Raw genomic sequence first — 21,805 nt, forward strand, 5'->3', positions numbered from 1 at the left:
GTATGTCAGTAATGGCATACGTTTTTTTATTGGACAGCTTAAATAACCTTATAAAATCCAGTTATAGGGTTGTCAATAGCTCCATGGTCTTTTTTTCTTTGTTGGATATTGTCTTTAAAAGATCTGAGGCTTGTTGAATATATTTAAGTTCTTTTGTTTGACTTACTTTTTCAAGCAATTGAGCTACAGATGTCCATAATTCTGCAATTTCTGTGAATGCTTCATATCCTGTTTTAAGCTGATCAAATTGGAGCAGTTCATAACTTTCTTTCAAAAAATCACGATACAAATTTCTGAATAAAGCCCCACCTGTTCCTGCTTTTTCCATCAGCATTGCCGCTTGATTAAATTCACCTTCAATGTCTTTACTGGTAGTAAACCATTTGATCATCTCAGTGCTTGTTTTTAAAATCCCTTTGTAGGATATATTCGTAATGGGTGGATTCAGATACTCTGTCGTGTTATTTTTGATCGCTGTTGATATTGCTTTTTTCAGATCGATTTTTTGGTCTGTTTTCCGGATGGTATAATACAAGTTTTTAGAAGCCATAGGTCCTTTTTCGGCGCGTGCCATTGCCAAGCTTTTTAAAGAGGTTTGTACCAGACCGCCTTGTTGTTTGGTATCCACTATGAATGCATTTTCGCTATCATAGCCATAAATTGCGGCGTAATGACCTGCAAAATGAAAAGGGTTTGAAAAATATTCCAAATGATAGCAGTCCAATTTCACACCGACTATCTGTCCGTTGTCAAGAAGTGCTTTTACATTATCCCATGCCTTTTGCTGTGAAGATGTTTCTTTAACCGTTAATTCAAGGTTTAAATTTTTAGCCAAGTTTTTAGTCAGCAGGTCTGTTTTTATTCGTCCCCCAATGAAAGGGAAGTCCATTGTTTTCATATTCCAATAGATAAAGCTAAGGCCTTCACCCAGCCCGAAAAGCATAGGTTCGGAAAGTTCAATTCCGATTTGCAGCAATAATGTTCCTGTTGCTGTAGTCTCACAATGTTGTCCGGCAAAAGGTTTCAGGTTTTCTATTTTCATTTTTGGTGGGATGTTTTTTGAATGCGTTATTAATTTCTAATCAGGGGAAATTACATAAAATATCATAGAAATTCGGTTTTAAATATTCTATGGTAACATTCTTCAAAAATAAAATTTATTGGTATAAATGTATTGAACTGCGTAGTTTTATACTTTAAAAAATTGTATGAAGTTGCATATTCAATCCATAGACAATTCTCATTCAGAACAGGCCATTGATTTGATTCTGAATATCCAGCAGAAAGAATTTAATATTCCGATTACAATCAGCGATCAACCGGATTTGCTGCAAATTGAAGGCTTTTATAAGAAAACCGGCGGCAACTTCTGGGGTGCTTTTATAGAGGGTGAACTGGTGGGATCCATCGCTCTGGTGAAGTTTTATGAAAGGGCAGGAGCCATCAGGAAGATGTTTGTCAAAAAAGAATTCCGAGGGAAAGAATTCAATATTGCCCAGATCTTACTGGATGTCTTAGTTACTTTCTGCCGTGAAAACGGAATCGATGATTTATACCTGGGGACGGTCACGGTCCTGAAGGCTGCACAGCGGTTCTATGAACGCAATCATTTTACAAAAATTGAAAAAGAGAAACTTCCGGCCTCCTTTCCATTAATGAGTGCAGACGATATATTTTACCGCCTAAACCTCAACTGAGTATGAATAATGTGATCAACGAATCGGCGTTGTTGAAATAACCAATGAAATAGGGTATACCCATCCTTTCACGATAAACTTGCTTAAAGAACCTTAAAGGCAGGAACTAATATAATAGCAGAAAGATAAACAGGATGAACGGAAAAGATTGTTTATCCCCACCTCCATAGAAAAATAAATGTAGTATACTATTCGGAAAACTAAATTAAATTTTTGTATTTGAGCGGAAATTTACTGATCAAAATCTAAATACCTATTGTGATTGAAATCATAAAAAGATCAGCAAATTAAATTTAATTTTAGGGTATTAGTTTTTAAGTAAAGTTTTTAAAGTCTTGCCTCTCCTTTATCAGGGAGGCTTTTTTGTTGGAAATAATAACAGATACCACAAAAAGTAAGATTTCCTTAATTAGTGATGTATTTGGCATATCCATTGTTGTTACCCATCTATCACCACATCACTTAACTATAAACTATTATAGGTTTTGACACTTTTATTCCCGGGACTTCCGGGGGATTTTTTTATGATTATATTCATAAGGAAGCGGAATAAAACCTTGTAATTTTAATCAGAGTTTTTCATTCCCCGTTTATTTAAATTGTTCCCCGGAGAGATCCGGGGATTTTTGTAATCCCGTTCCGAAAATCAGATTGCTATAACGAAGTTTAAAAAAAATATTCCCTAAATGTTTGCATATATCAATTAAATACTTACTTTTGTACCGCTTTAAAATAAGAGCAGACGGGGGATTGGCGCAGTTGGCTAGCGCGTTTGACTGGCAGTCAAAAGGTCACGGGTTCGAATCCCGTATTCTCCACAAAGGCTAAATGCAAACCTACTGATAACCAGTGGGTTTTTGTTTTTACTAGACTTTTTTGTCCCACATTTTCCCTACATTTCTTATATAAAAGATAGTGATTTCTTACCTTAGTACCACATTTAGTAAATTTTTAGGGTCAAAACTGACTGCTGTATCTCTTTAAAAATCCCCAAACTAAAAGTATTTTATCTTTTTCATATAAATAGAGATAAGTTCGATTTCAAAAGAGGGGGCATTACCAAAACCTAAACAACGGGAGGGGCTTATTGTTCATATAGTAGCTTGAATTTCATATATAAAGTGGTTCCAGTGTTAAAATAGGGTTTCACATTCTAGCTAAAACCAAAGTTCTAAACATATAATTTTCATAATAACTTTAAATCAAATTATAATGTGACACGTTTTGTTGTTACCCCTATCTACGTTTGCCTAAGTTATAATTGTATGAATGTTTGTAAATGTTTTAATTTTCACAAGTCATTGAAATTTTGTAAACTTGCAAACCCTCACTTGCACAAAAGGAATATATTATGATGAAAAAATTACAGATTTTGCCGTTGTTGTGTATCAGTATATATGGATTGGGGCAAATTCCTAACTTTCCTACTTCCCAAGCCCCTACCCCTAGCAGTTTGGGTAACTTTTCAAGTCCAAATTATGGGAGTCCAACAAAGTCTAATGTTCTCTCAGTTCCTCATGGTGGTTTATACAATCAAAGGAGTTCACATATTCAACAGCAGAATGCAAAAATGATGGAAGAAGACTTTAGGAAAGTAGCTCAGGGACAGGAACTCAGAATTAAACAGGAAGACTCTTACAGACAACAAGCCTTAGAAGATTCTTATTATAATCTCCCTTCATTTTCAGGAAAAGCAGGAACACAATCCTATTATGATGCTTACAATCAATTAGTCTCACTCAATACTGACAATTACTCCATAAGTGAAGCCAATTTCATTGTGGAGAATGCTTACTTTGAAGGTAAACAAAACTTCAATCAGTTTAAATCTGGTATTCAGAAAACTTCAAAGCAACTCTTGCAGAGAATGAAGGAGAGAAAGCAGGATACTGAAAGTAATACAGATAAAAACCTGATGATATTTGAATACCTCTCAAAAGGTATGAAGCTGGGAGGTGTTCAGCACAAAGCTATCAAATATGATTTTGAGGATTATACGGGTGCAAAGGATTGGAGCAAAATGTTTGTGTCCAAACTCCTTAAAACAGGCTTTGGGCAATGCCACTCAATGCCTTTGTATTATTTAATGCTGGCAGAAGAAATGAATGCAGATGCTCATTTAGCCTTTGCTCCAAATCATACTTATGTCAAGTTTAAAGATGAAGAGGGGGAATGGCAAAATGCAGAGCTTACCAATGGAATATTTACCACAAGCTCTATTATTATGGAATCAGGCTATATAAAATCGGAAGCTTTGCAGAATGATATTTATATGAAAGAGCAAAATAAAAAAGAGTTATTAGCCCAATTCTATGCAGATTTAGCCAATGGTTATGCCCACAAATACGGAATGGATGAGTTTGTAGGAAAGACTTTAGACAAAGCACTGGAATACTCACCAAAAAATATATATGCCAACCTCTTAAAATCAACTTTTCAACAAGCTAAACTGGAATATGTAGCAGGGCAATTAGGCATTAAAAACCTTGAAAATCCTGAGGAACTACAAAACATCAGATTTTATCTGAGAGCATTGGCTTTATTACAGGAAACTAAAGCTCAGTTCAATAATATTGACAATCTGGGTTATGTCCCGATGCCTGAGGGTGCTTATGAAGAATGGTTGGGTAATATGAAAGGTGAAGCCAACAGGCAGAAAAGTGAAGCTCTTGCTGAAAGAATGAAACAGGTTAATGCTGAAAAGCAAAAGCAAAAACAACAGGATGCTTTGAGAAGAGCTCAGGAACAAAAGAAAAAAGAATCTCAGCAGTCTAACGAGAAAGCCCAGTATTTCCCAATAGACCCAAAACATTTATAACCATAATGAAAAGATATTTATCTCATAAAACTATATTCCTTCTATCTCTGTTGCTTCTATGGCTTGGTACAGGAATGGTTAGGGCACAAAGCAACCAATTTTATAACGATGCTTATCAAACTATTGATAACATGCTTAATGACAAACAGCAATACAGTTTCAAAGAAGCTGTCTTTAGTGTAGAAAATGCTTACTATCAAGGTAAGTTAGATACAGACAAATTAAATCGAGAAATAGCCTTTTTAAAGAGTTTTGCAAATAATATTGTTCAGAGCAGAGATTTGGCCTATAAACAGTCAGATAAGGATAAAGTAAGTAAATATGCAGCAGTCTATTCTATCATATGCCAGACTTTGCCAATTGCTATTAAAGATACCGTAATCCATTACAAACCTTTCAATTATGATTTTGAGGATGTATTTGGTCATAAAGATATTACCAACTTATTTGTATCTAAACTTCTGGCTACTAAAAAAGGAAATTGTAATTCTATGCCTTACCTCTACAAGATTTTAGCTGAGGAATTGGGGGTAGAAGCTAATCTGGCATTAGCACCAAACCATGTTTATATCAAACATCAAATCAAGTCTGATGGATGGTATAATACAGAGCTTACGAGTGGCATATTTCCACAGGATTCGTGGTTAATGGCTTCTGGATACATTCACTTAGATGCCATTAAAAATGGGGTGTTTATGAAAGCCCTGAGCAACAAAGAAAGTCTTGCTTTATGTCTTTTTGATTTAGCACAGGCATATAATAGAAATTTCCCTGATAATGATGGAGATTTTGTATTAAAAGCTGTAAACAGAGCTACAGAAATTTATCCCAACTTTGCTAAAGCCTTAATTCTGAAAGCTGAAACACACAAAGCACAGTTTGAAAAGCTGATGGATAAACAAAATTTGAGTTCCACTAATCCTGAAAACATTAAAAAGGCTCAACAAGAGCCAAAGGCTAAGGAACTCATGGAACTAATGACACAGGAATATGGACATATTTATGACATAGGATACAGACAGATGCCAGAGGAAATGTATCTGGACTGGCTGGTTTCCCTAAGAACAGAGAGAGATAAATATGAGAATAAAAAATTAATGAATAACTTTACAAAATAACAAATGACTATGAAAAGAATTGTACTGACTGGTTTTGTTCTTCTCACTGGAATTACACAGGCTCAGGTCAAGAAAACCCAAGCTAAGCCAAAAGCTGAAAAACCTTGGGTAAATCCTGTAAAACTGACTAAAGAAGAAAGAAACAGACCTTATATGGATGAGGTTTTGAAAACCAGAGATACCATTACTCCTGAAGAAGCAGAAAGAAGAAGAAAAAATATTGCTATTGGAAATCCTTTTAAAGACCGTGGCTATTATCCTAAAATTGCTACACTCAGCAAAGGAAAATACTTAGAATTCCACGATATGGATGCTGTAGTTAATATTGGTTCTGTAAAGTACAATAGAAAAACCAAGGAGATAACAGAGTTCAGAGAAATAGATTTGAGTGACCCAGATGCACAACCTTACTTAGATACAGCAGGGAGGTGGTTTTCACCAGACCCTTTAAGTGAGGAGTTTAGAAGGTGGTCTCCTTATAATTATGCTATGAATAATCCTTTAAGGTTTATTGACCCTGATGGGAGACAGGCAACAGATATTTATAAATTAGATAACTCTGGTAATCTCACTTGGATGGCAGAATCCAAAACTGACGTTATTTATGCTGAGAAAAATTTTGATAAGAATGGAAATCTTAAAGCTAATAACGATGGAGGTGTTGAAGTTGGTGAGAAGGGCTACATAGCTAAAAATTCTGTTTCAGAGCAAGTAACAGCAGAAATCTTTGGAAGCCTTAAAACTGTTACTTATGATTACATTAAATTTGGTGGTAATACTGAAAAGGCTCAAAATGTTTTTGATTATTTATCTTCTAATTTAAATGTTGAATTTAATAGAAATTTATTTACAAATTCTAAAAATGATAATTTTAGTTTTGTAGGAACAGCACATCTTGAAGACATGGTACCTCTTGTAAAATTAGGAGCTAACTTAGTTGAAAGTGAGCACAGCCATCCTGATCCTTTTACCTTTTGGCCAAGTGGTTTTAATGTTAATTATTTTAATGATACAGGAAATTTCAATTACAGTAAAGGACTACCTACAGGTGATATTAAAGCTGCTGGTAACAATCCTGCTACCAAATTTATTCTGTACTCACCATATTATAAAGATGGGGCACTTAGAATACGTTTTGACAGTGAAAAAATTATTTCAATAACTAATGAAGGAAAATTAAATAGATGAAAAAGCTAATATTACTTATGTGCTTTATTTTACTGAATTCATGTAAAGCTCAAAAAACGATCAATACGATCTATGATAAAAATTTAATTCAAAATCTAACAAATCAATTCTCTAAGGAAATCAATACAGATCCCTATAGATCTACTTTTGCAATATATTTTCAAGAAAAACCCTTAGTAACAGAAGTTAAGAACAACACTTCTAATAAAAACAAATATGAAGGTTTTATAGTAACTATTTATAAATTTCAGAATGAATATCAAATAAATGAATTTGTAAAAGACTTCAATGTTTATAAGACGAGAAGTAATATCTTCTGTATATTCGATAAGAATAGTAAAACTACTTTTTTAAAATCCATAAAAATAAATAAAGTTTCAAAATCTTACTCTTCTAATTCTAATAACTATTATGACCCTAAAACATGGATATTGAATTTTGATTCAAATGGTAAATTAGAAAAGTGCTATCCATATGAATGTGATTGATCCTAAATCAGTTATATCTAATTTTAATGTTAATGGAGACAGTTTCTTTCCAAGTACATTAATCACAATACCATAGCCTTCAGAGTTTATAATGTTGAATACAGAGAAGATAAGAATTTACTACTTATTGGCATGACCGAGAATTACCGTTTATGTTCGATAAAGGAAGAAAGAAAAAGCTTATATTTAGAAGATATGAAATAAAATTTTCGGAATTAGAAAGCATAAAATAAGCATCAAAAAGTGATGAAGAAAGAGGACAAAATTCAACCTGCCATTTGTTTCTGATAAACAATTGTAAATCAATTAGTTAATATATATAATATTACATTTAAGTGTTTACACTATGTATAATAACAAAAATTCCCTCTAAAAATGGGGGGAATTACTTTTTACTTAAACACCATATAAGGTCTATATCTGTTTCTGAATTTATAAAGAATTTCTTTCAGTAACAGTAGTTATGTATTTTTCAATAGCTTGAATCTCTTTAAACCATTTATCAAATCTCCGATTCAATGGGAGTTCTTTTACAGAACCTTTCATTTCACCACTGATTAATTCATTAAACCTCATTTCCAGAGCTTTGCCCAAAGAATCTCCTACAAGTTCATTTAGATGTGGATTTATAAAGTACGTCATAGACAACTTCCCTGACTCATCACAATTTAAGGCAATCTTACAAAATGGGGTTATGAATTCCTGAACCCTAAAAAAGTTATTCCAGTTGTTGGCTTCAGTAAAAGTGAACTCGATTTTGGTTCTTAAATCATTCGTCTTTAAAAAACCTTGAATTTCGATTTAAAACTCCTTTATGAATGGGATTCTTAATACTGGATTCCAGCAACAGAAACCGTCACAGTTCCTGTATTAGCTATTTATCTGAGGTTTAACCCCATTTACTTCCAGCATCATAGATTGAATGAACTTCTTTAAATTGGTTTTCTCTGCCCAATATTCAGTTGTCATAATGCTATCATGTATTGTAAATAAAGGCATTTTTGGGTATAGCTGGCTCAGTCTTTTGGTTACTACATGTAAAATACAATGAGCTTCCTCGTTCTGCATTAACTTGCTTAGATATTTGTAGTTACTCTTTTTCAACTCTTTCAGGAAGGCAGAGAAATAAGGAAATTTTTCATCAAATATTTTAAGGTTTGAATCATGCTTGTACAGGTAACTGTTGGTATCAATGTAAATTGAGTTTTCCAATTTACTGACAATAAACTTTGGTAGAGAAATGTACTTAGGGATTGTTACAGGTCTTTTTTCAAGACCTCGTTTTGTTTTTATTTTGTTCATTTTGACTTCTTGTTGAAAAGAAAAAGCCTAACCCTCTTGAATAAGGGAATTCAAGGGCTTTACTTTTTTTAATAATTGTTTAAGAAATTTTTAAGAAAAAAAAGACATAGCATTGGCTGTACAAGGTACTTTACTATGTCTTTTTGTTAACTTAAATTTGGGGTAAGGTGTGGTTTCCAGTTAAAGGAATTAGAGATAATCACCAATAAAAAAATGGATTTTCTCATACTGGAAACCAACAAGGGGACTCCCACAGGTATTGGTTTGAATAACCTTTTAATTGATTGGAACCAAAGCTCCGTGAATATCAGTATGTTTGTAATACACTCTGTCTCCAATTCCATAAGCCTTAATTCTTTTGTCTTTAGTCTATCGGGTCAAAGTACTGGGGCTAATCCCCAGATACTTAATTGTCTCTTCTCTTGTGTAAATTCTATCTTCATTGATTATTGATTATAGCATAAAGTACTTCAGCAGCTTAAAGGCCCGTATTAAACTGCCTATGTATTCTTATGAATCTTCGATTCTTGGGGATCAACTTTACCAAAATAAACTCAATTATGATAAAGCAGAGGTAAATTTTTAATCTATAAACTGTTAATTATCAATGTTTTATTTTGTCTGTTGCATTTGTTTACCTATCTTGGTATAACAAAACACAAAGTATACGGGCACGACAAAGCTTGCTCAACCTGTTGCTGAATTTCCTGTTGAAAACGTCAAAAAAGTACAGGCATACTATGTAAAAACAGATCATAAAAGCATACAGTTATGAATAAAAAAATACTCTTTTTACGCTGCCTTTTCCTCGTCGTTTATTTTGTACAGACTCAATTTTTATTGGCACAAGAGCCTCTTCCCAGCAGAATACAATTGAGCAGGACTTTTCATTCTAAAATATTGGACGAGGATCGCACTCTTTGGATTAATGTTCCGAAAGGTTATTATGAGAGCAATCGGTCATATCCGGTTATCTACTTACTGGATCCAGATCTAAATTTTGCCTACGTCAGTGAGCTGGAAAAATTTCTTTCTGACCGATATCGTATTCCACAAGCTATAGTGGTTGGTATTGTAAATACAGATCGGGTTCGTGATTTTACTCCAATACATTCATTGACATTTCATGGCAAAGTAGATAGTACTCTGAGTACAACAGGTGGTGCACAAAAATTTTTAACCTTTTTAAAACAAGAAGTGATTCCTTATATTGAAAATAATTTCCGTGCCGCACCCTACCGGATTTTAGAAGGGCATTCTCTTGGAGGATTACTGGCACTGTACTGCAAAGAAAGTGAGCCTGATCTTTTTCAATCTTTTATTATCATCAGCCCAGCAATCTATGACGGCAATTTGGAGGTGCTCAGAAAATTTCCTACTGCTCTCTCGAAAAAGCCTAAGAATGTCAGCTATCTGCACCTTTCCATTGGAAATGAACCAGATGGTAAAGGGCCTGTGGATATTCTACATCAGCAGCTCAAAATACATTCACCGCAATTATTGAAATGGGACTTTAAAACATATATGCAAGAAGATCATTTTTCTGTAGGCTATATGAGTATGTATGATGGCATTAGATTTATCTATTCGAAGTGGTTTATAGATCCAAGAGATCCATCTTTAATCAGATCGTATAACAATATAAAAAAGCATTATGATTTTCTATCTGAAGAATATGGATATAAAATCATACCTGATGAAGACTTTGTTAATGATTGTGGTTATCAGCGATTGAATAACGGCTATATTAAGGAGGCGGTAGAGATTTTCACAGAAAATGTAAGGAACAATCCTCATTCAGCAAATACTTATGATAGTTTGGCAGAAGCCTATATGAAAATCGGGAATAAGGACTTAGCGATTGAAAATTATAATAAGTCACTGCAACTGAATCCTCAAAATCAAAATGCAGTGAAGATGTTACAACTTTTAAAAAAGAATTGATTGGAATATTGCCTGATGAGCTGGCATGGAAATGGATGATGGGTGACTTATCGGGAACGTATTTCTGAAATACTTTGTATAGTTATTTTCCCGGCGTTGCTTCAAAAAAGCTGCAACATTCATTGCAGCTCCTTCTGTGAAAATCAATGATGTTGATAGGCTATATGCTTTTTGAGCGGGCTACCGCAATAAGGTAGACCAGATGTGCAAACATACTTCGTTTTACAGATTCTACCTTTACATCTCCTGTAGTCTGGTTGATTGTTGCTACAAGATCAGTATTGCATTGTCCTGAGAATGACCCGCTGCCGAGATAGTTGGCCATATTGGATACAGGGTAGGAGATCCTCGGATAATCGGGAGGGATCTGGTTGGCCACCGGAGCTGTTCCTGAATAGCCTTTATTATCAACGAAACGGGCGTTCCATGTTCCTAAAAACTGTCCGTTGATGGTGTTAATACCTTGTCCAACTATAATTTGAGTATCTACAGCATTGGTAAATCCGGCGCATGAGCTGTAATGATTAACAGAAACAGTACATGAGGAGGCATTGTCTGAAGGCTGAAAGCATTTTCCTTCATAAATGGTTGCTCTTTGTTCTGTAGGGGATGTAGAGGTATTTAATATCGCTTTGGGAGAGAAGATCTCTTCTGGTGCCATCAATATCAATACTCCCTCAGCATCTGCTGCAACAATTTTTTTATCGGGATTTGACAGTCCTCTTACTCTTACCTGGCCATTAACGTCTAAAGCCTGGGTAGGAGTGGTGGTGTTTATTCCCACTTGAGCGCTTACACTGCCACAAAAAGCAAGCGACATCAAAAAAAATGTTTTTGTTTTCATGTTAAAAATTTGAATATTATTATTTTTCACTAATATATGAAATATCTTATTTATAGGAATAATGATGCTTTAAAAATAATACAGTGGCTTAAAAATGATATCCAGTTAATTTTTAGAAAAATATAAACCCAATGACGTTGCTATTAACTCAAAAAAGATGCTTCTTTATTTTGTTTGAAAAATAGTTGTATTTTAGCCGAAATATGTTGTTTTTTAATAAACATATTGCCTGCTGATTAAAATTCAGATAATTTGAAGAAAAAATTAGTAGATTTGCACGGAACAAAAAATAATACATATTAAGCACTATTCTTTGTAACAGGACTTTTCCATAAAGAATGAAACAGGGAATAACAGGATTTAGGTTATAAAACTACTGAAACTATGAAGAAATTTTTTTTACTTTTATTAACGGCGTTTTTATTTATCGGTTGTAGCTCTGACGATGGTACTATTTATGATTATGTAGGAACATGGTCAGGTACGTATGAGGGCAGTGACAAAGGAGTCTGGAACTTTGTGGTAGACAATACGGGTAAAGTGACAGGAACCATGCATTCCGATGTCAATAATGAGAATTATAATATTTCCGCTAATGTAAGTACTTCAGGAGATCTAACCGGAGTAGTGGGACTTCCTTCAAAAGGAGATTTCAGAGGAACCTTAAGCATTGATAAACAAGGAAACGGAAGCTGGTCCAATGCACTTCCAACACCTGCAAAATCAGGAAGCTGGAAAGGGACAAAAAATTAAACAATTAAAAAATCAAAATAGAAAGTCTGCAGAATATCTGCAGGCTTTTTTTATATAAACCCCATATGGGTAATCTTGTTATCATTTTTTTTGAGTACGAGAAAATAAAGCAGGAAGTCATCTTCTGAAAACTGCTTTTTAAAATGCAAATCTTTATGCGGATCTAATGAAATGATTTCTTCAATATGCTCTCCTATATAATGTTCCGTATCCAGCTTTAGCGTCAGGATTACGGCTTTATCTGCTGTAAAATTTCCGTTTAGAAACAGAGTCTGCCCCTGGATTTTTAAACCGGATGGTAAATGATTTACCTCTCCAAACTGAAATCCTTTAAGAAGAAGTTTTCCTCCTTTAGTTTGTAAACCTTCCCTCACCGTTCTTTTACCTCTTTCAGAAACGGTATCCTCATCTTTAATTTCGGTCATCAGCTTTGCAAACTTCTGGTAGAGGAGGGGATCACCTGCTTCTTTGATATACTCATTCAGGGAAGTCCGTATTATTTTTCCCACTTTGGAACAATGGCCGAATTCTGAGCTGTTCTGTCTTACTTTCTCATACGATGGATTCTCTTTAAAAGCTGTTTTATTGAACCCGCTTTTCTTCCGGACTATATTTTTACCGTTCAGAGTATAAAAAACAAGGTCACCCACGGCTCCTTTGATCTTGATGAGACTTTCGTACGTTGCCATATTGCTGTTGCCAAATTGAATCCAAATATAGGAATAAATAATGGGAATCAAAATTTTAACATATATTTATCATATAGTTGTAGTATAGTTTTAGCATAATTAAGATATAAAATGTATATTTGTACTTCATTGGTTAATTAAGTACAAATCAGAGGAATATGGTACCGGGATTATTTGAAAAAAAATTGAGCATAAAGCAGCTGTCTCTTTTACTGATTGCTTCTGCTTTTGTAGTCTCCTGCGGGTCATCGAAAAACGTTTCTGCCGGTAAAAAATCGGGTTCCAAAACGGTAGCGAAGTCTGAAAATCTTAGAAAACTTGATTCTAAATTTGACGGAAAGATTCCAAGGTCCATCAATGATATTTTGAAAGATGCCGAAAAATATATTGGTACGCCCTATAAATTCGGTGGAAATTCATCCTCAGGATTTGACTGCTCCGGATTTACGGTGAAAGTGTTTGAAGAAAATTCATTCAGCCTTCCCAGAAGGTCTTCCGACCAGGCAGAAGCCGGGAAAAATATTGATATCAACGATGTTAAACCTGGTGATTTACTGTTCTTTGCGACAGCCGGCGGCAGCAGAGTCTCCCATGTAGGAATCGTTCACGATATCGGGCCTGACGGTGAGGTTAAATTCATCCATGCTTCCACCTCTAAAGGAGTGATCATTTCTTCTCTGAACGAAAAATACTGGAATAAGGCCTATCTCCATGCTCAACGGGTATTATAGCTTAACGATCAGTAGAACGGACCTTAGTCTTTTACAAAAAAAGCAATTAAAATCCATTGGCTTTAGCCAGACTTATTGTAAATCTTTGGTTTTCAATTCCAAATATTGTAAAATTGGAGATTCTCATGAACCTTAAAGCCTGCCACTTGAAATCAACTAAAGTGTTTAATGTTTTGGGTCTTTTGCCGGTAAATAATTGCAATAGCATTGCATCCCGGAATATCTGAAATTTGTCAGAAACCAGTGCTCATGACAGATTTTATCAGATTTTTTATTCCTTTATACTTCATTTTATTCTTTACCGTTTCTTTTTTAGGAATCAGCCTTAAAGTAGCCGGAAGGATAGGCAAAAATCCAAATGTCCTTCCAAAGGATGATTCGGCCTATGGACTTATCAGTTTCTATTTTAAAATGACCTTATGGGCTATTTTCATTTATACCATATTACTATCCGTCTTTCCCGGGACTATTGCTTCAGCTTTTAGTATCCATTTTCTGGACACTGATTTTTCAAGGTGTGTAGGAGTCTTTTTTATGAGTATGGCCTTTGTCTGGGTCACTGTGGCACAGGTCCAGATGAGAAATTCATGGCGCATCGGTATTGACCGCAGCATGAAAACAGCGCTGGTGACCCATGGTTTATTTCAATTTTCAAGAAATCCTGTATTTTTAGGAATGACGGTAAGCCTCTTAGGTTTTTTTCTTGCTTTTCCCACGGTGATTGCCTTCACTTTTTTATTGATCGGAAGTATTTTGATGCAGATCCAGATCAGGCTTGAAGAAGAACATCTGCTGGAAGAGCACGGTCCAGCTTATCTGGCTTACCAAAAGACTGTTGGACGCATGCTGAGCCTTTATTAAAAGCTTAAAGTTAAAAATCGTATTGCTGAACTTTTTTGTATCTTTGGCAGGTATAATTTTTCAAACTAATTTAAATAAGAAACATGTCGTTACAACAAACAATTGAAAACATTTGGGATAATAGAGATTTATTACAGAATGAAGACAGCAAGAAAGCGATAAGAGAAGTGATTTCTTTACTGGATTCCGGAGAACTTCGTGTCGCTGAGCCTACAGAAAACGGATGGCAGGTAAACGAATGGGTGAAGAAAGCAGTAGTAATGTATTTCCCAATCCAGAAGATGGAAACTATTGAAGTAGGACCATTTGAATTTCATGACAAAATTCCTTTAAAGAAAAATTATGCAGAAAAAGGAGTAAGAGTTGTACCTCATGCGATCGCAAGAGAAGGATCTTTTGTAGCTTCAGGGGTTATCATGATGCCTTCTTATGTAAATATCGGTGCCTATGTAGACTCAGGAACGATGGTAGATACCTGGGCAACAGTAGGAAGCTGCGCTCAGATCGGTAAAAACGTACACTTAAGCGGTGGTGTTGGGATCGGTGGAGTATTGGAGCCGTTACAGGCTGCTCCGGTAATCATTGAAGATGACTGCTTCATCGGTTCAAGATGTATCGTGGTAGAAGGTGTTCACGTAGAAAAAGAAGCCGTATTGGGAGCGAATGTTGTACTGACAGCTTCTACAAAAATTATTGATGTGACAGGAAGTGAGCCTGTTGAAATCAAAGGAAGAGTTCCTGCACGCTCTGTCGTGATTCCGGGAAGTTATACCAAACAATATCCTGCCGGAGAATATCAGGTTCCATGTGCTCTTATTATCGGGCAGAGAAAAGAATCTACGGATAAGAAAACCTCTCTTAACGATGCTTTAAGGGAAAATAATGTAGCTGTATAGTTTACCACTTTAAAAAGCGCCACATTGAAGAAAAAAATTTCATCATTTATAGTAAACCCTAAATATATATTTGGGGTTTATATTATTACAGCCATTGCTACGGCCCTGTCAAAATATTCCAGGGGGGAACGTGCCTATAATAATTATCTGATTTTTAAGAATGTATTTTTTAATACCCTTAAAGAAAGAAACCTTTATCTTTCGTATCCTGAATATCTTGATGTGAACCATTATGGTATCTTTTTCAGCCTGATTATTGCTCCTTTTGCCGTATTGCCAGACTGGGCAGGTTTGGTCCTGTGGAACGTAGCAAACGTATTGGTTTTTCTTCTGGCAGTTAAAAAATTACCGTTCTCAGAATGGAATAAATCTTTTTTCTTATGGCTTTGTTTACAGGAGTTTATCACTTCCAGCCTTCACCAGCAGTTTAATGTGGCACTGGCAGGACTGATCATTCTTTCCGGAGCTCATATTTACAGAAAAGAAGAGGTGCAGTCCGCTTTATCCATCTGTATCGGTTTTTTTGTGAAGATCTACGGAATTGTAGGACTTTCATCTTTCTTCTTTATACAAGATAAAAAGAAATTTATATTGTCTTTTATCCTTATTTCTTTAGCATTTCTGGCTATTCCCATGTTGTATTCATCCGCACATTTCGGACTGCAGTCGTATGTGGACTGGTTTGTAGAGCTGAAACATAAAAACATGGAAAATCAGCAGCTCGGAAATTTTCAGGATATTTCCCTGATGGGATTTGTAAGAAGGGTATTGGATGATTCTACCATTCCCAACACTTTGTTTTTAGCAATCGGAGTTCCGCTTTTCTTTTTGCCTTATCTGAGAATCAGTCAGTATAAATATCTGGGGTTTAAACTTTCCATTCTAGCATCTTCATTATTGTTTGTGGTCTTGTTCAGTTCAAGTTCTGAACCGCCAACCTACATTATTGCGGTGGCAGGTGCTGTGATTTGGTTTCTTATCCAGGAGAAGAAGAGCCCGGTGGTGATTGCCATGCTGGTTTTCCTTATCCTGTTTACCTGTTTTTCAACTTCAGACCTGTTTCCAAAGACTGTTAAAGAGCATTTTATCCTTAAGTACGCCATCAAGGCTTTGCCATGTATCGTGATCTGGCTCAGACTGACCTGGGAACTGTTGACAAGAAAATATACCGATAAATTATTATATTAATTCATGAAGAAAATCTCAATTGTAATTCCTGCCCATAATGAAGACGGCAATGTGGCATTGGTCCATGAAAGAATCAGGGATGTTTTTTCCGGGTTGGAAAACTATCATTATGAAGTTATTTTTGTCAATGACGGAAGCAGAGATAATACCCAGCAAAGACTGGAAGAACTTTCTCAGCAGTTTGAAGAGGTAAAATATATTGAATTTTCAAGAAATTTTGGTCATCAGCCTGCCGTAAAAGCCGGAATGGACAATGCCAATGGAAATGCTGTGATCTCTATGGATGGCGATCTCCAGCACCCGCCGGAGCTTATTCCTGAAATGATCAGAAAATGGGAAGAAGGCTATGATATTGTCTTTACGATCAGGACATATCCCAAAGAAATTTCCTTTTTTAAACGGAAAACGTCAGACTTTTTCTATAAAATCCTGTCAGGTTTATCCGATGTTAATTTAACAAAAGGAGGCGGCTCGGATTTCAGGTTAATGGATGCCAATGCCGTTGAAGTGATGCGTACTTTCAATGAAGACGATCTGTTTCTTAGAGGCCTGACAAGCTGGATGGGATTCAGACAGGTCGGAATTGATTTTAAGGCAGATGCAAGATTATCCGGTAAAAGCAGCTATAATTTTAAAAAAATGCTCACTTTTGCTTTTACAGGGATTACCGCTTTTAGCGTAAAGCCCCTGTATCTGGCAGCTTATTTGGGCTTTTTATTTTCGGCGATTTCCATTGTAGGATACGGAGCTTATGTGATTCATTCATTTATCGCAAAAACTGAAATCTCTGGTTGGGCATCATTGATTATGACCATTGTATTCTTTGGAGGGCTTCAGCTGATTATCATGGGAATCATGGGGATTTATTTAGGTAAAATATTTAAACAGGTGAAAGACAGACCTAACTACATCATTAAAAACAAAAATTTTTAAAATGGTATTATTGAGTTTTGATATCGAAGAATTTGATATGCCATTGGAATATAAGGGTGAAATTCCCTTTGAAAATCAAATTTCAATTTCGCAGACAGGACTGGAAAGGATCTTGGATATCCTTAAAAAGCATCAGGCTAAAGCTACTTTCTTCTCAACAGTAGTTTTCGCTGAGAACAGTAAACATCTTATTGAAAGGCTACTAGAAGAAGGGCATGAGCTGGCTTCCCACACTTGGTTCCATTCTGAGTTTGAAGAAAAACACCTGAAAGAATCCAGAGATAGACTGCAGGAATTATTCTCTACCGAAGTAACAGGTCTGAGAATGCCGAGAATGATGCCCGTGAATGAAAATGCGGTTGAAAAGGCCGGATATTCTTATAATTCATCCATCAATCCCACTTTCTTACCGGGAAGATATAACCATTTAAAAGTATCAAGGACGTACTTCAAAGAAGGAAATGTAACCCAAATTCCGGCTTCCGTATCTCCTAATTTCAGAATTCCTTTATTCTGGCTGAGCTTTCATAATTTTCCTTTGTCACTTTATAAAAAACTGGCTTTCGATACCTTGAAAAAAGATCATTATCTGAACATCTATTTCCATCCGTGGGAATTTGCGGAGATCAAAGATGAAGCCTTTAAGCTGCCCGGATTTACAGTGAAAAACTCAGGGAAAGACATGGTGGAAAGATTTGATTCATTTGTTGGCTGGCTTAAAGAAAAAGGTTATACCTTTGGTACATTCCAGGAATTTCAAAAACAGATACAACGATGAAATCATCATCCATGAAAATTCCAGGCATACAAACACAGATGAAAGTGATGATTACCCGTGACCTTATAAAAAAAATAAATAGATGAAAATTGCCTTTGATGCAAAACGTTTTTTCCATAATACGTCCGGCCTGGGCAATTATTCAAGGGATCTTGTAAGGATACTTTCCCGGTATGAGCCGGATAATGAGTATCTGCTGCTCAATAAAAACAAATCCGAGCGGGGAAAAGATATTCTGAACCATTCCAATGTTCATTTTGTCGAAACCTCAAAAGGAAGCCTTTCACGACAACTGAAAATGGGGAAAGATGCTCAGAAACAAGGCGCAGATATTTTCCATGGATTATCCGGTGAACTGCCTTTGAAATGGGATAAGACACCCATTAAAAAAGTGGTGACCATTCATGACCTGATTTTCATGAGATATCCTCAGTATTATTCTTTTTTTGACAGGAAAATCCATCTTTGGAAGTTTAAAAAAGCTGCGGAAACGGCAGATAAAATTATCGCGATTTCAGCGCAGACCAAAAGAGATATTATCCGGTACCTGCATGTTCCGGAAACCAAAATTGAAGTTATTTATCAGGGCTGCCACCAAGCTTTTAAAGAACAGCAGTCTCCGGAGTTTATGAAGGCTGTAACAGAGAAATACCAACTTCCTGAACGATTTATTCTGAATGTTGGAACGATTGAAGACCGTAAGAATCTTCTGAATATCGTAAAAGCAATTAATGGAACCGGGATTCCTCTGGTTGTGGTAGGCAGAAAGACAAAATACTATCAGAAAATAGTACGCTTTCTGAAAAAGAACACCATGGAGAAACAGGTTTTGTTTTTGGAGGGTGTTTCTATGGATGAATTGGCTGCCATCTATAAACTGGCTGATATTTTTGTGTATCCAAGTTTTTTTGAAGGCTTCGGAATTCCCGTGATAGAAGCTCTTTTTTCAAAGACGGTAACAGTGACGAGCAATACAAGCTGCCTTCCGGAAGCGGGAGGAGAAGACTCGGTATATGTGGATCCTGAAAATGATCTCGACCTCAGAGCCAAAATAAAATTTTTATGGGAAAATGAAGCCGAAAGAAAACGCCGTGCTGACAGGGGTTTCGAGTTTGTTCAGAAGTTTAATGACGAACCCATTGCAGGGCAGCTGATGAATTTTTATCAAAAAATTATCTGAAAAAACTTTGTTTTTTAAAAATAAACCCTACATTTGCATCGTAATTCAATACAATGAAACCAATTTTTTTAGCATTACATCATCATCATCATCTCTGTTAGGCGGAATTGATTGATATATGTTTGTGCTAAAATCAAAAATAATTAAAACCGTCTGAGTAAATAGGCGGTTTTTTTGTTTCCTGAATTCTCTCAGAAAATTTCCAATCAATCGGTTTTTATTTACTCGGACTCAAAAAAGACGAAATGAGTAAAATAAAAATTGCAATCCAAAAAAGCGGACGTCTATACGAAGAGTCTTTACAGCTTCTTAAAGACTGTGGCATATTTGTCAATAATGGTAAAGACCAGCTCAAAGTTTCCGTAGATAATTTTCCGATGGAGATTATGTATCTTCGGAATTCGGATATTCCTCAGTATCTTGAAGATGGGGTAGTAGATATTGCCATTGTAGGGGAAAACCTTCTCATTGAAAAAGGGAAAAATATCCAGATTATCCAGAAACTTGGTTTCTCAAAATGCCGTGTTTCGCTTGCGGTTCCCAAGGAAGTGGAAACTGATGACCTTTCTTATTTTGAAGGTAAAAAAATCGCTACTTCCTATCCTAATACTTTAAAATCCTTTTTAGCAAACGGGGGAATTACCTCTGATATCCACATCATTTCAGGCTCTGTAGAAATAGCGCCTAATATTGGCCTTGCAGATGGAATCTGTGATATTGTAAGCTCGGGAAGCACTTTATTTAAAAACGGATTAAGAGAGACTGTCACCCTTTTGAAATCGGAAGCCGTATTAGCCCAGACCCCAAAACTGTCAGAAGAAAAAGAGGCAGTCCTGGAAAAATTTTTATTCAGAATCAAAGCTGTTTTAAAAGCAAAAAACTCAAAATATATCCTGATGAATGTTCCCAATGAGAAAATCCAGAAAGTAGCCGGCGTTCTGCCGGTACTCAAAAGTCCTACGGTGATTCCTTTGGCAGAAGAAGGCTGGAGCAGTATTCATTCCGTTATTGATGAAGAAAGATTTTGGGACGTAATAGACGAACTGAAAGATAATGGCGCTCAGGATATATTAATCATTCCCATTGATAAAATGGTCATTTAAATAAAAGCATAGCATATGAAAATATATACTTATCCGAATAAAAACATATGGAAAGACCTGGTAAGACGTCCGGTTTTTGAAAGGGAAGAAATTTCCGGGCTTATTGCCGGAATATTTGAAGAAGTTGAAAAAAACGGTGACCAGGCGCTTCTTGCCTTCAATAAAAAATTTGATCAGGCAGCCACTGAACGTATTTTAGTGACGGAAACAGAAATTGCGGACGCAGAACGTATGATCAGCACAGAGCTAAAACAGGCCATTCAACAGGCAAAAGAAAATATTTTCCTGTTCCACGAATCACAAAGACAAGAGGCAGAAAAGACTGAGACCACAAAAGGGGTGGTTTGCTGGCGGGAAAACCGGGCTGTAGAAAAGGTGGGAATCTATATTCCGGGAGGGACAGCTCCCTTGTTTTCAACAGTTTTGATGCTTGCTGTACCCGCCAACCTGGCAGGGTGTAAGGAAATCGTACTTTGTACGCCGCCTGATAAAAACGGGAAGATCAATCCCGCAATTCTTTATACGGCAAAGCTGTGCGGAATTACCAACGTTTTCAAAACCGGAGGCGCCCAGGCCATTGCCGCAATGACCTTAGGAACTGAAAGTGTCCCCAAAGTGTATAAGATTTTCGGTCCCGGAAATCAGTTTGTCGTGGCAGCAAAAGAATATGCACAACAATATGGAGTAGCGATTGATATGCCTGCAGGACCTAGTGAGGTTCTTGTGATCGCAGATGAACAGGCTGTTCCTGATTTTTGTGCTGCCGATCTGCTTTCGCAGGCGGAACACGGAAGCGACAGCCAGGTGATCTTTATCGCTACAGATCTTAAGGTGTTCAATGAAACCATTGAGGCTGTCGATCAGCAGATCAGGGAATTACCCAGAAATGATATGGCAGCGAAGTCATTGGAAAACAGCTGTTTTATTTTGGTTAAGACCTTAGAGGAAGCCGTTGAGTTCAGCAATCTTTACGCTCCGGAACACTTGATTTTAGCAGTGCAGGATTTTGAAAAATACATTCCGGCGGTTCAAAATGCAGGCTCAGTTTTCTTAGGAAATTATTCTTGTGAAAGTGCCGGAGATTACGCCAGCGGAACCAACCACACCCTTCCGACGAATGCCTACGCAAGGAACTACAGCGGGGTTTCCCTGGACAGTTTTGTAAAGAAAATTACATTTCAGCATTTATCCAGAGAGGGTCTTCAGAATTTAGGAAAAACCATAGAACTCATGGCCGAGGCAGAAGGGCTGATTGCCCACAAAAACGCAGTATCCATAAGATTAAAGCAATAAA

At 36.2% G+C, this 21,805-nt stretch carries 21 protein-coding genes and 1 tRNA gene; 17 read left to right on the forward strand and 5 right to left on the reverse strand.

Features of this window, described 5'->3' with window-relative positions:
- Window positions 1–61: 61 nt before the first annotated feature.
- Window positions 62–1,042 carry a BtrH N-terminal domain-containing protein gene (locus MUW56_RS21010; protein WP_292015034.1) on the reverse strand — a complete coding sequence of 327 codons (981 nt, stop codon included), beginning with the start codon at window positions 1,040–1,042 and terminating at the stop codon, window positions 62–64.
- A 166-nt stretch (window positions 1,043–1,208) separates the two neighbouring features.
- Here MUW56_RS21010 and MUW56_RS21015 point away from each other — a divergent pair, with 166 nt between their 5' ends.
- The 6 genes from MUW56_RS21015 (at window position 1,209) to MUW56_RS21040 (ending at window position 7,309) form a co-directional block, all read left to right on the forward strand.
- Window positions 1,209–1,697: a GNAT family N-acetyltransferase gene (locus MUW56_RS21015; RefSeq protein ID WP_292015035.1), complete on the forward strand. Its 489-nt coding sequence runs from the start codon at window positions 1,209–1,211 to the stop codon at window positions 1,695–1,697.
- Window positions 1,698–2,441: 744 nt separating this feature from the next.
- Window positions 2,442–2,515 (forward strand) — tRNA-Ala (locus MUW56_RS21020).
- 533 nt (window positions 2,516–3,048) lie between these two features.
- Window positions 3,049–4,515, forward strand: a complete 1,467-nt coding sequence (locus MUW56_RS21025) for a hypothetical protein (RefSeq protein ID WP_292015036.1) — start codon at window positions 3,049–3,051, stop codon at window positions 4,513–4,515.
- Between the two features lie 5 nt (window positions 4,516–4,520).
- Window positions 4,521–5,633: a hypothetical protein gene (locus MUW56_RS21030; RefSeq protein WP_292015037.1), complete on the forward strand. Its 1,113-nt coding sequence runs from the start codon at window positions 4,521–4,523 to the stop codon at window positions 5,631–5,633.
- Between the two features lie 9 nt (window positions 5,634–5,642).
- Window positions 5,643–6,821, forward strand: coding sequence for an RHS repeat-associated core domain-containing protein (locus tag MUW56_RS21035; RefSeq protein WP_292015038.1), 1,179 nt, complete (start codon window positions 5,643–5,645; stop codon window positions 6,819–6,821).
- The gene (locus MUW56_RS21040; RefSeq protein ID WP_292015039.1) at window positions 6,818–7,309 is read left to right on the forward strand and encodes a hypothetical protein; all 492 of its coding nucleotides are present in this window, start codon (window positions 6,818–6,820) and stop codon (window positions 7,307–7,309) included. Before MUW56_RS21035 ends, MUW56_RS21040 begins: the two co-directional genes overlap by 4 nt.
- Before the next feature lie 432 nt (window positions 7,310–7,741).
- Here the strand turns inward: MUW56_RS21040 and MUW56_RS21045 are convergent, their stop codons facing one another.
- Together MUW56_RS21045 and MUW56_RS21050 are read right to left on the reverse strand one after the other, a co-directional pair.
- Window positions 7,742–7,951, reverse strand: coding sequence for a hypothetical protein (locus MUW56_RS21045; protein WP_292015040.1), 210 nt, complete (start codon window positions 7,949–7,951; stop codon window positions 7,742–7,744).
- Window positions 7,952–8,179: 228 nt separating this feature from the next.
- A complete protein-coding gene (locus tag MUW56_RS21050; protein ID WP_292015041.1) occupies window positions 8,180–8,611 on the reverse strand; it encodes a hypothetical protein in 432 nt (143 codons plus the stop codon).
- Between the two features lie 771 nt (window positions 8,612–9,382).
- Here MUW56_RS21050 and MUW56_RS21055 point away from each other — a divergent pair.
- Window positions 9,383–10,555 carry an alpha/beta hydrolase-fold protein gene (locus MUW56_RS21055; RefSeq protein WP_292015042.1) on the forward strand — a complete coding sequence of 391 codons (1,173 nt, stop codon included), beginning with the start codon at window positions 9,383–9,385 and terminating at the stop codon, window positions 10,553–10,555.
- A 160-nt stretch (window positions 10,556–10,715) separates the two neighbouring features.
- Here MUW56_RS21055 and MUW56_RS21060 read toward each other — a convergent pair whose 3' ends face one another.
- Complete coding sequence (locus MUW56_RS21060) at window positions 10,716–11,399, reverse strand: hypothetical protein (protein WP_292015043.1); 684 nt, start codon at window positions 11,397–11,399, stop codon at window positions 10,716–10,718.
- A 384-nt stretch (window positions 11,400–11,783) separates the two neighbouring features.
- Between MUW56_RS21060 and MUW56_RS21065 the strand changes: the two genes are divergently transcribed.
- On the forward strand, window positions 11,784–12,152 hold the full coding sequence (locus tag MUW56_RS21065) for a hypothetical protein (RefSeq protein ID WP_292015044.1): 369 nt from the start codon (window positions 11,784–11,786) through the stop codon (window positions 12,150–12,152).
- A 50-nt stretch (window positions 12,153–12,202) separates the two neighbouring features.
- Here the strand turns inward: MUW56_RS21065 and MUW56_RS21070 are convergent, their stop codons facing one another.
- Window positions 12,203–12,841 carry a hypothetical protein gene (locus tag MUW56_RS21070; RefSeq protein ID WP_292015045.1) on the reverse strand — a complete coding sequence of 213 codons (639 nt, stop codon included), beginning with the start codon at window positions 12,839–12,841 and terminating at the stop codon, window positions 12,203–12,205.
- A gap of 158 nt (window positions 12,842–12,999) precedes the next feature.
- On the opposite strand from MUW56_RS21070, the gene MUW56_RS21075 reads away from it, so the two are divergent.
- The 9 genes from MUW56_RS21075 (at window position 13,000) to hisD (ending at window position 21,804) form a co-directional block, all read left to right on the forward strand.
- Window positions 13,000–13,572, forward strand: a complete 573-nt coding sequence (locus MUW56_RS21075; RefSeq protein WP_292015046.1) for a C40 family peptidase — start codon at window positions 13,000–13,002, stop codon at window positions 13,570–13,572.
- A gap of 249 nt (window positions 13,573–13,821) precedes the next feature.
- Window positions 13,822–14,433, forward strand: a complete 612-nt coding sequence (locus MUW56_RS21080) for a methyltransferase (RefSeq protein WP_292015047.1) — start codon at window positions 13,822–13,824, stop codon at window positions 14,431–14,433.
- 83 nt (window positions 14,434–14,516) lie between these two features.
- Window positions 14,517–15,329 (forward strand): 2,3,4,5-tetrahydropyridine-2,6-dicarboxylate N-succinyltransferase, encoded by an 813-nt coding sequence (locus MUW56_RS21085; RefSeq protein ID WP_292015048.1) that lies wholly within the window; start codon window positions 14,517–14,519, stop codon window positions 15,327–15,329.
- Window positions 15,330–15,353: 24 nt separating this feature from the next.
- Window positions 15,354–16,517, forward strand: a complete 1,164-nt coding sequence (locus tag MUW56_RS21090) for a glycosyltransferase family 87 protein (RefSeq protein WP_292015049.1) — start codon at window positions 15,354–15,356, stop codon at window positions 16,515–16,517.
- A gap of 3 nt (window positions 16,518–16,520) precedes the next feature.
- Window positions 16,521–17,450, forward strand: coding sequence for a glycosyltransferase family 2 protein (locus MUW56_RS21095; protein ID WP_292015050.1), 930 nt, complete (start codon window positions 16,521–16,523; stop codon window positions 17,448–17,450).
- A 1-nt stretch (window position 17,451) separates the two neighbouring features.
- Window positions 17,452–18,228 carry a polysaccharide deacetylase family protein gene (locus tag MUW56_RS21100; RefSeq protein ID WP_292015051.1) on the forward strand — a complete coding sequence of 259 codons (777 nt, stop codon included), beginning with the start codon at window positions 17,452–17,454 and terminating at the stop codon, window positions 18,226–18,228.
- An 82-nt stretch (window positions 18,229–18,310) separates the two neighbouring features.
- Window positions 18,311–19,408: a glycosyltransferase family 1 protein gene (locus MUW56_RS21105; RefSeq protein ID WP_292015052.1), complete on the forward strand. Its 1,098-nt coding sequence runs from the start codon at window positions 18,311–18,313 to the stop codon at window positions 19,406–19,408.
- A 245-nt stretch (window positions 19,409–19,653) separates the two neighbouring features.
- Window positions 19,654–20,511: an ATP phosphoribosyltransferase gene (gene hisG, locus MUW56_RS21110; RefSeq protein ID WP_292015053.1), complete on the forward strand. Its 858-nt coding sequence runs from the start codon at window positions 19,654–19,656 to the stop codon at window positions 20,509–20,511.
- A gap of 15 nt (window positions 20,512–20,526) precedes the next feature.
- The gene (gene hisD, locus MUW56_RS21115) at window positions 20,527–21,804 is read left to right on the forward strand and encodes a histidinol dehydrogenase (RefSeq protein ID WP_292015054.1); all 1,278 of its coding nucleotides are present in this window, start codon (window positions 20,527–20,529) and stop codon (window positions 21,802–21,804) included.
- Window position 21,805: the final 1 nt, after the last annotated feature.

The organism is Chryseobacterium sp. (assembly GCF_022869225.1).
Lineage (GTDB): Bacteria > Bacteroidota > Bacteroidia > Flavobacteriales > Weeksellaceae > Chryseobacterium.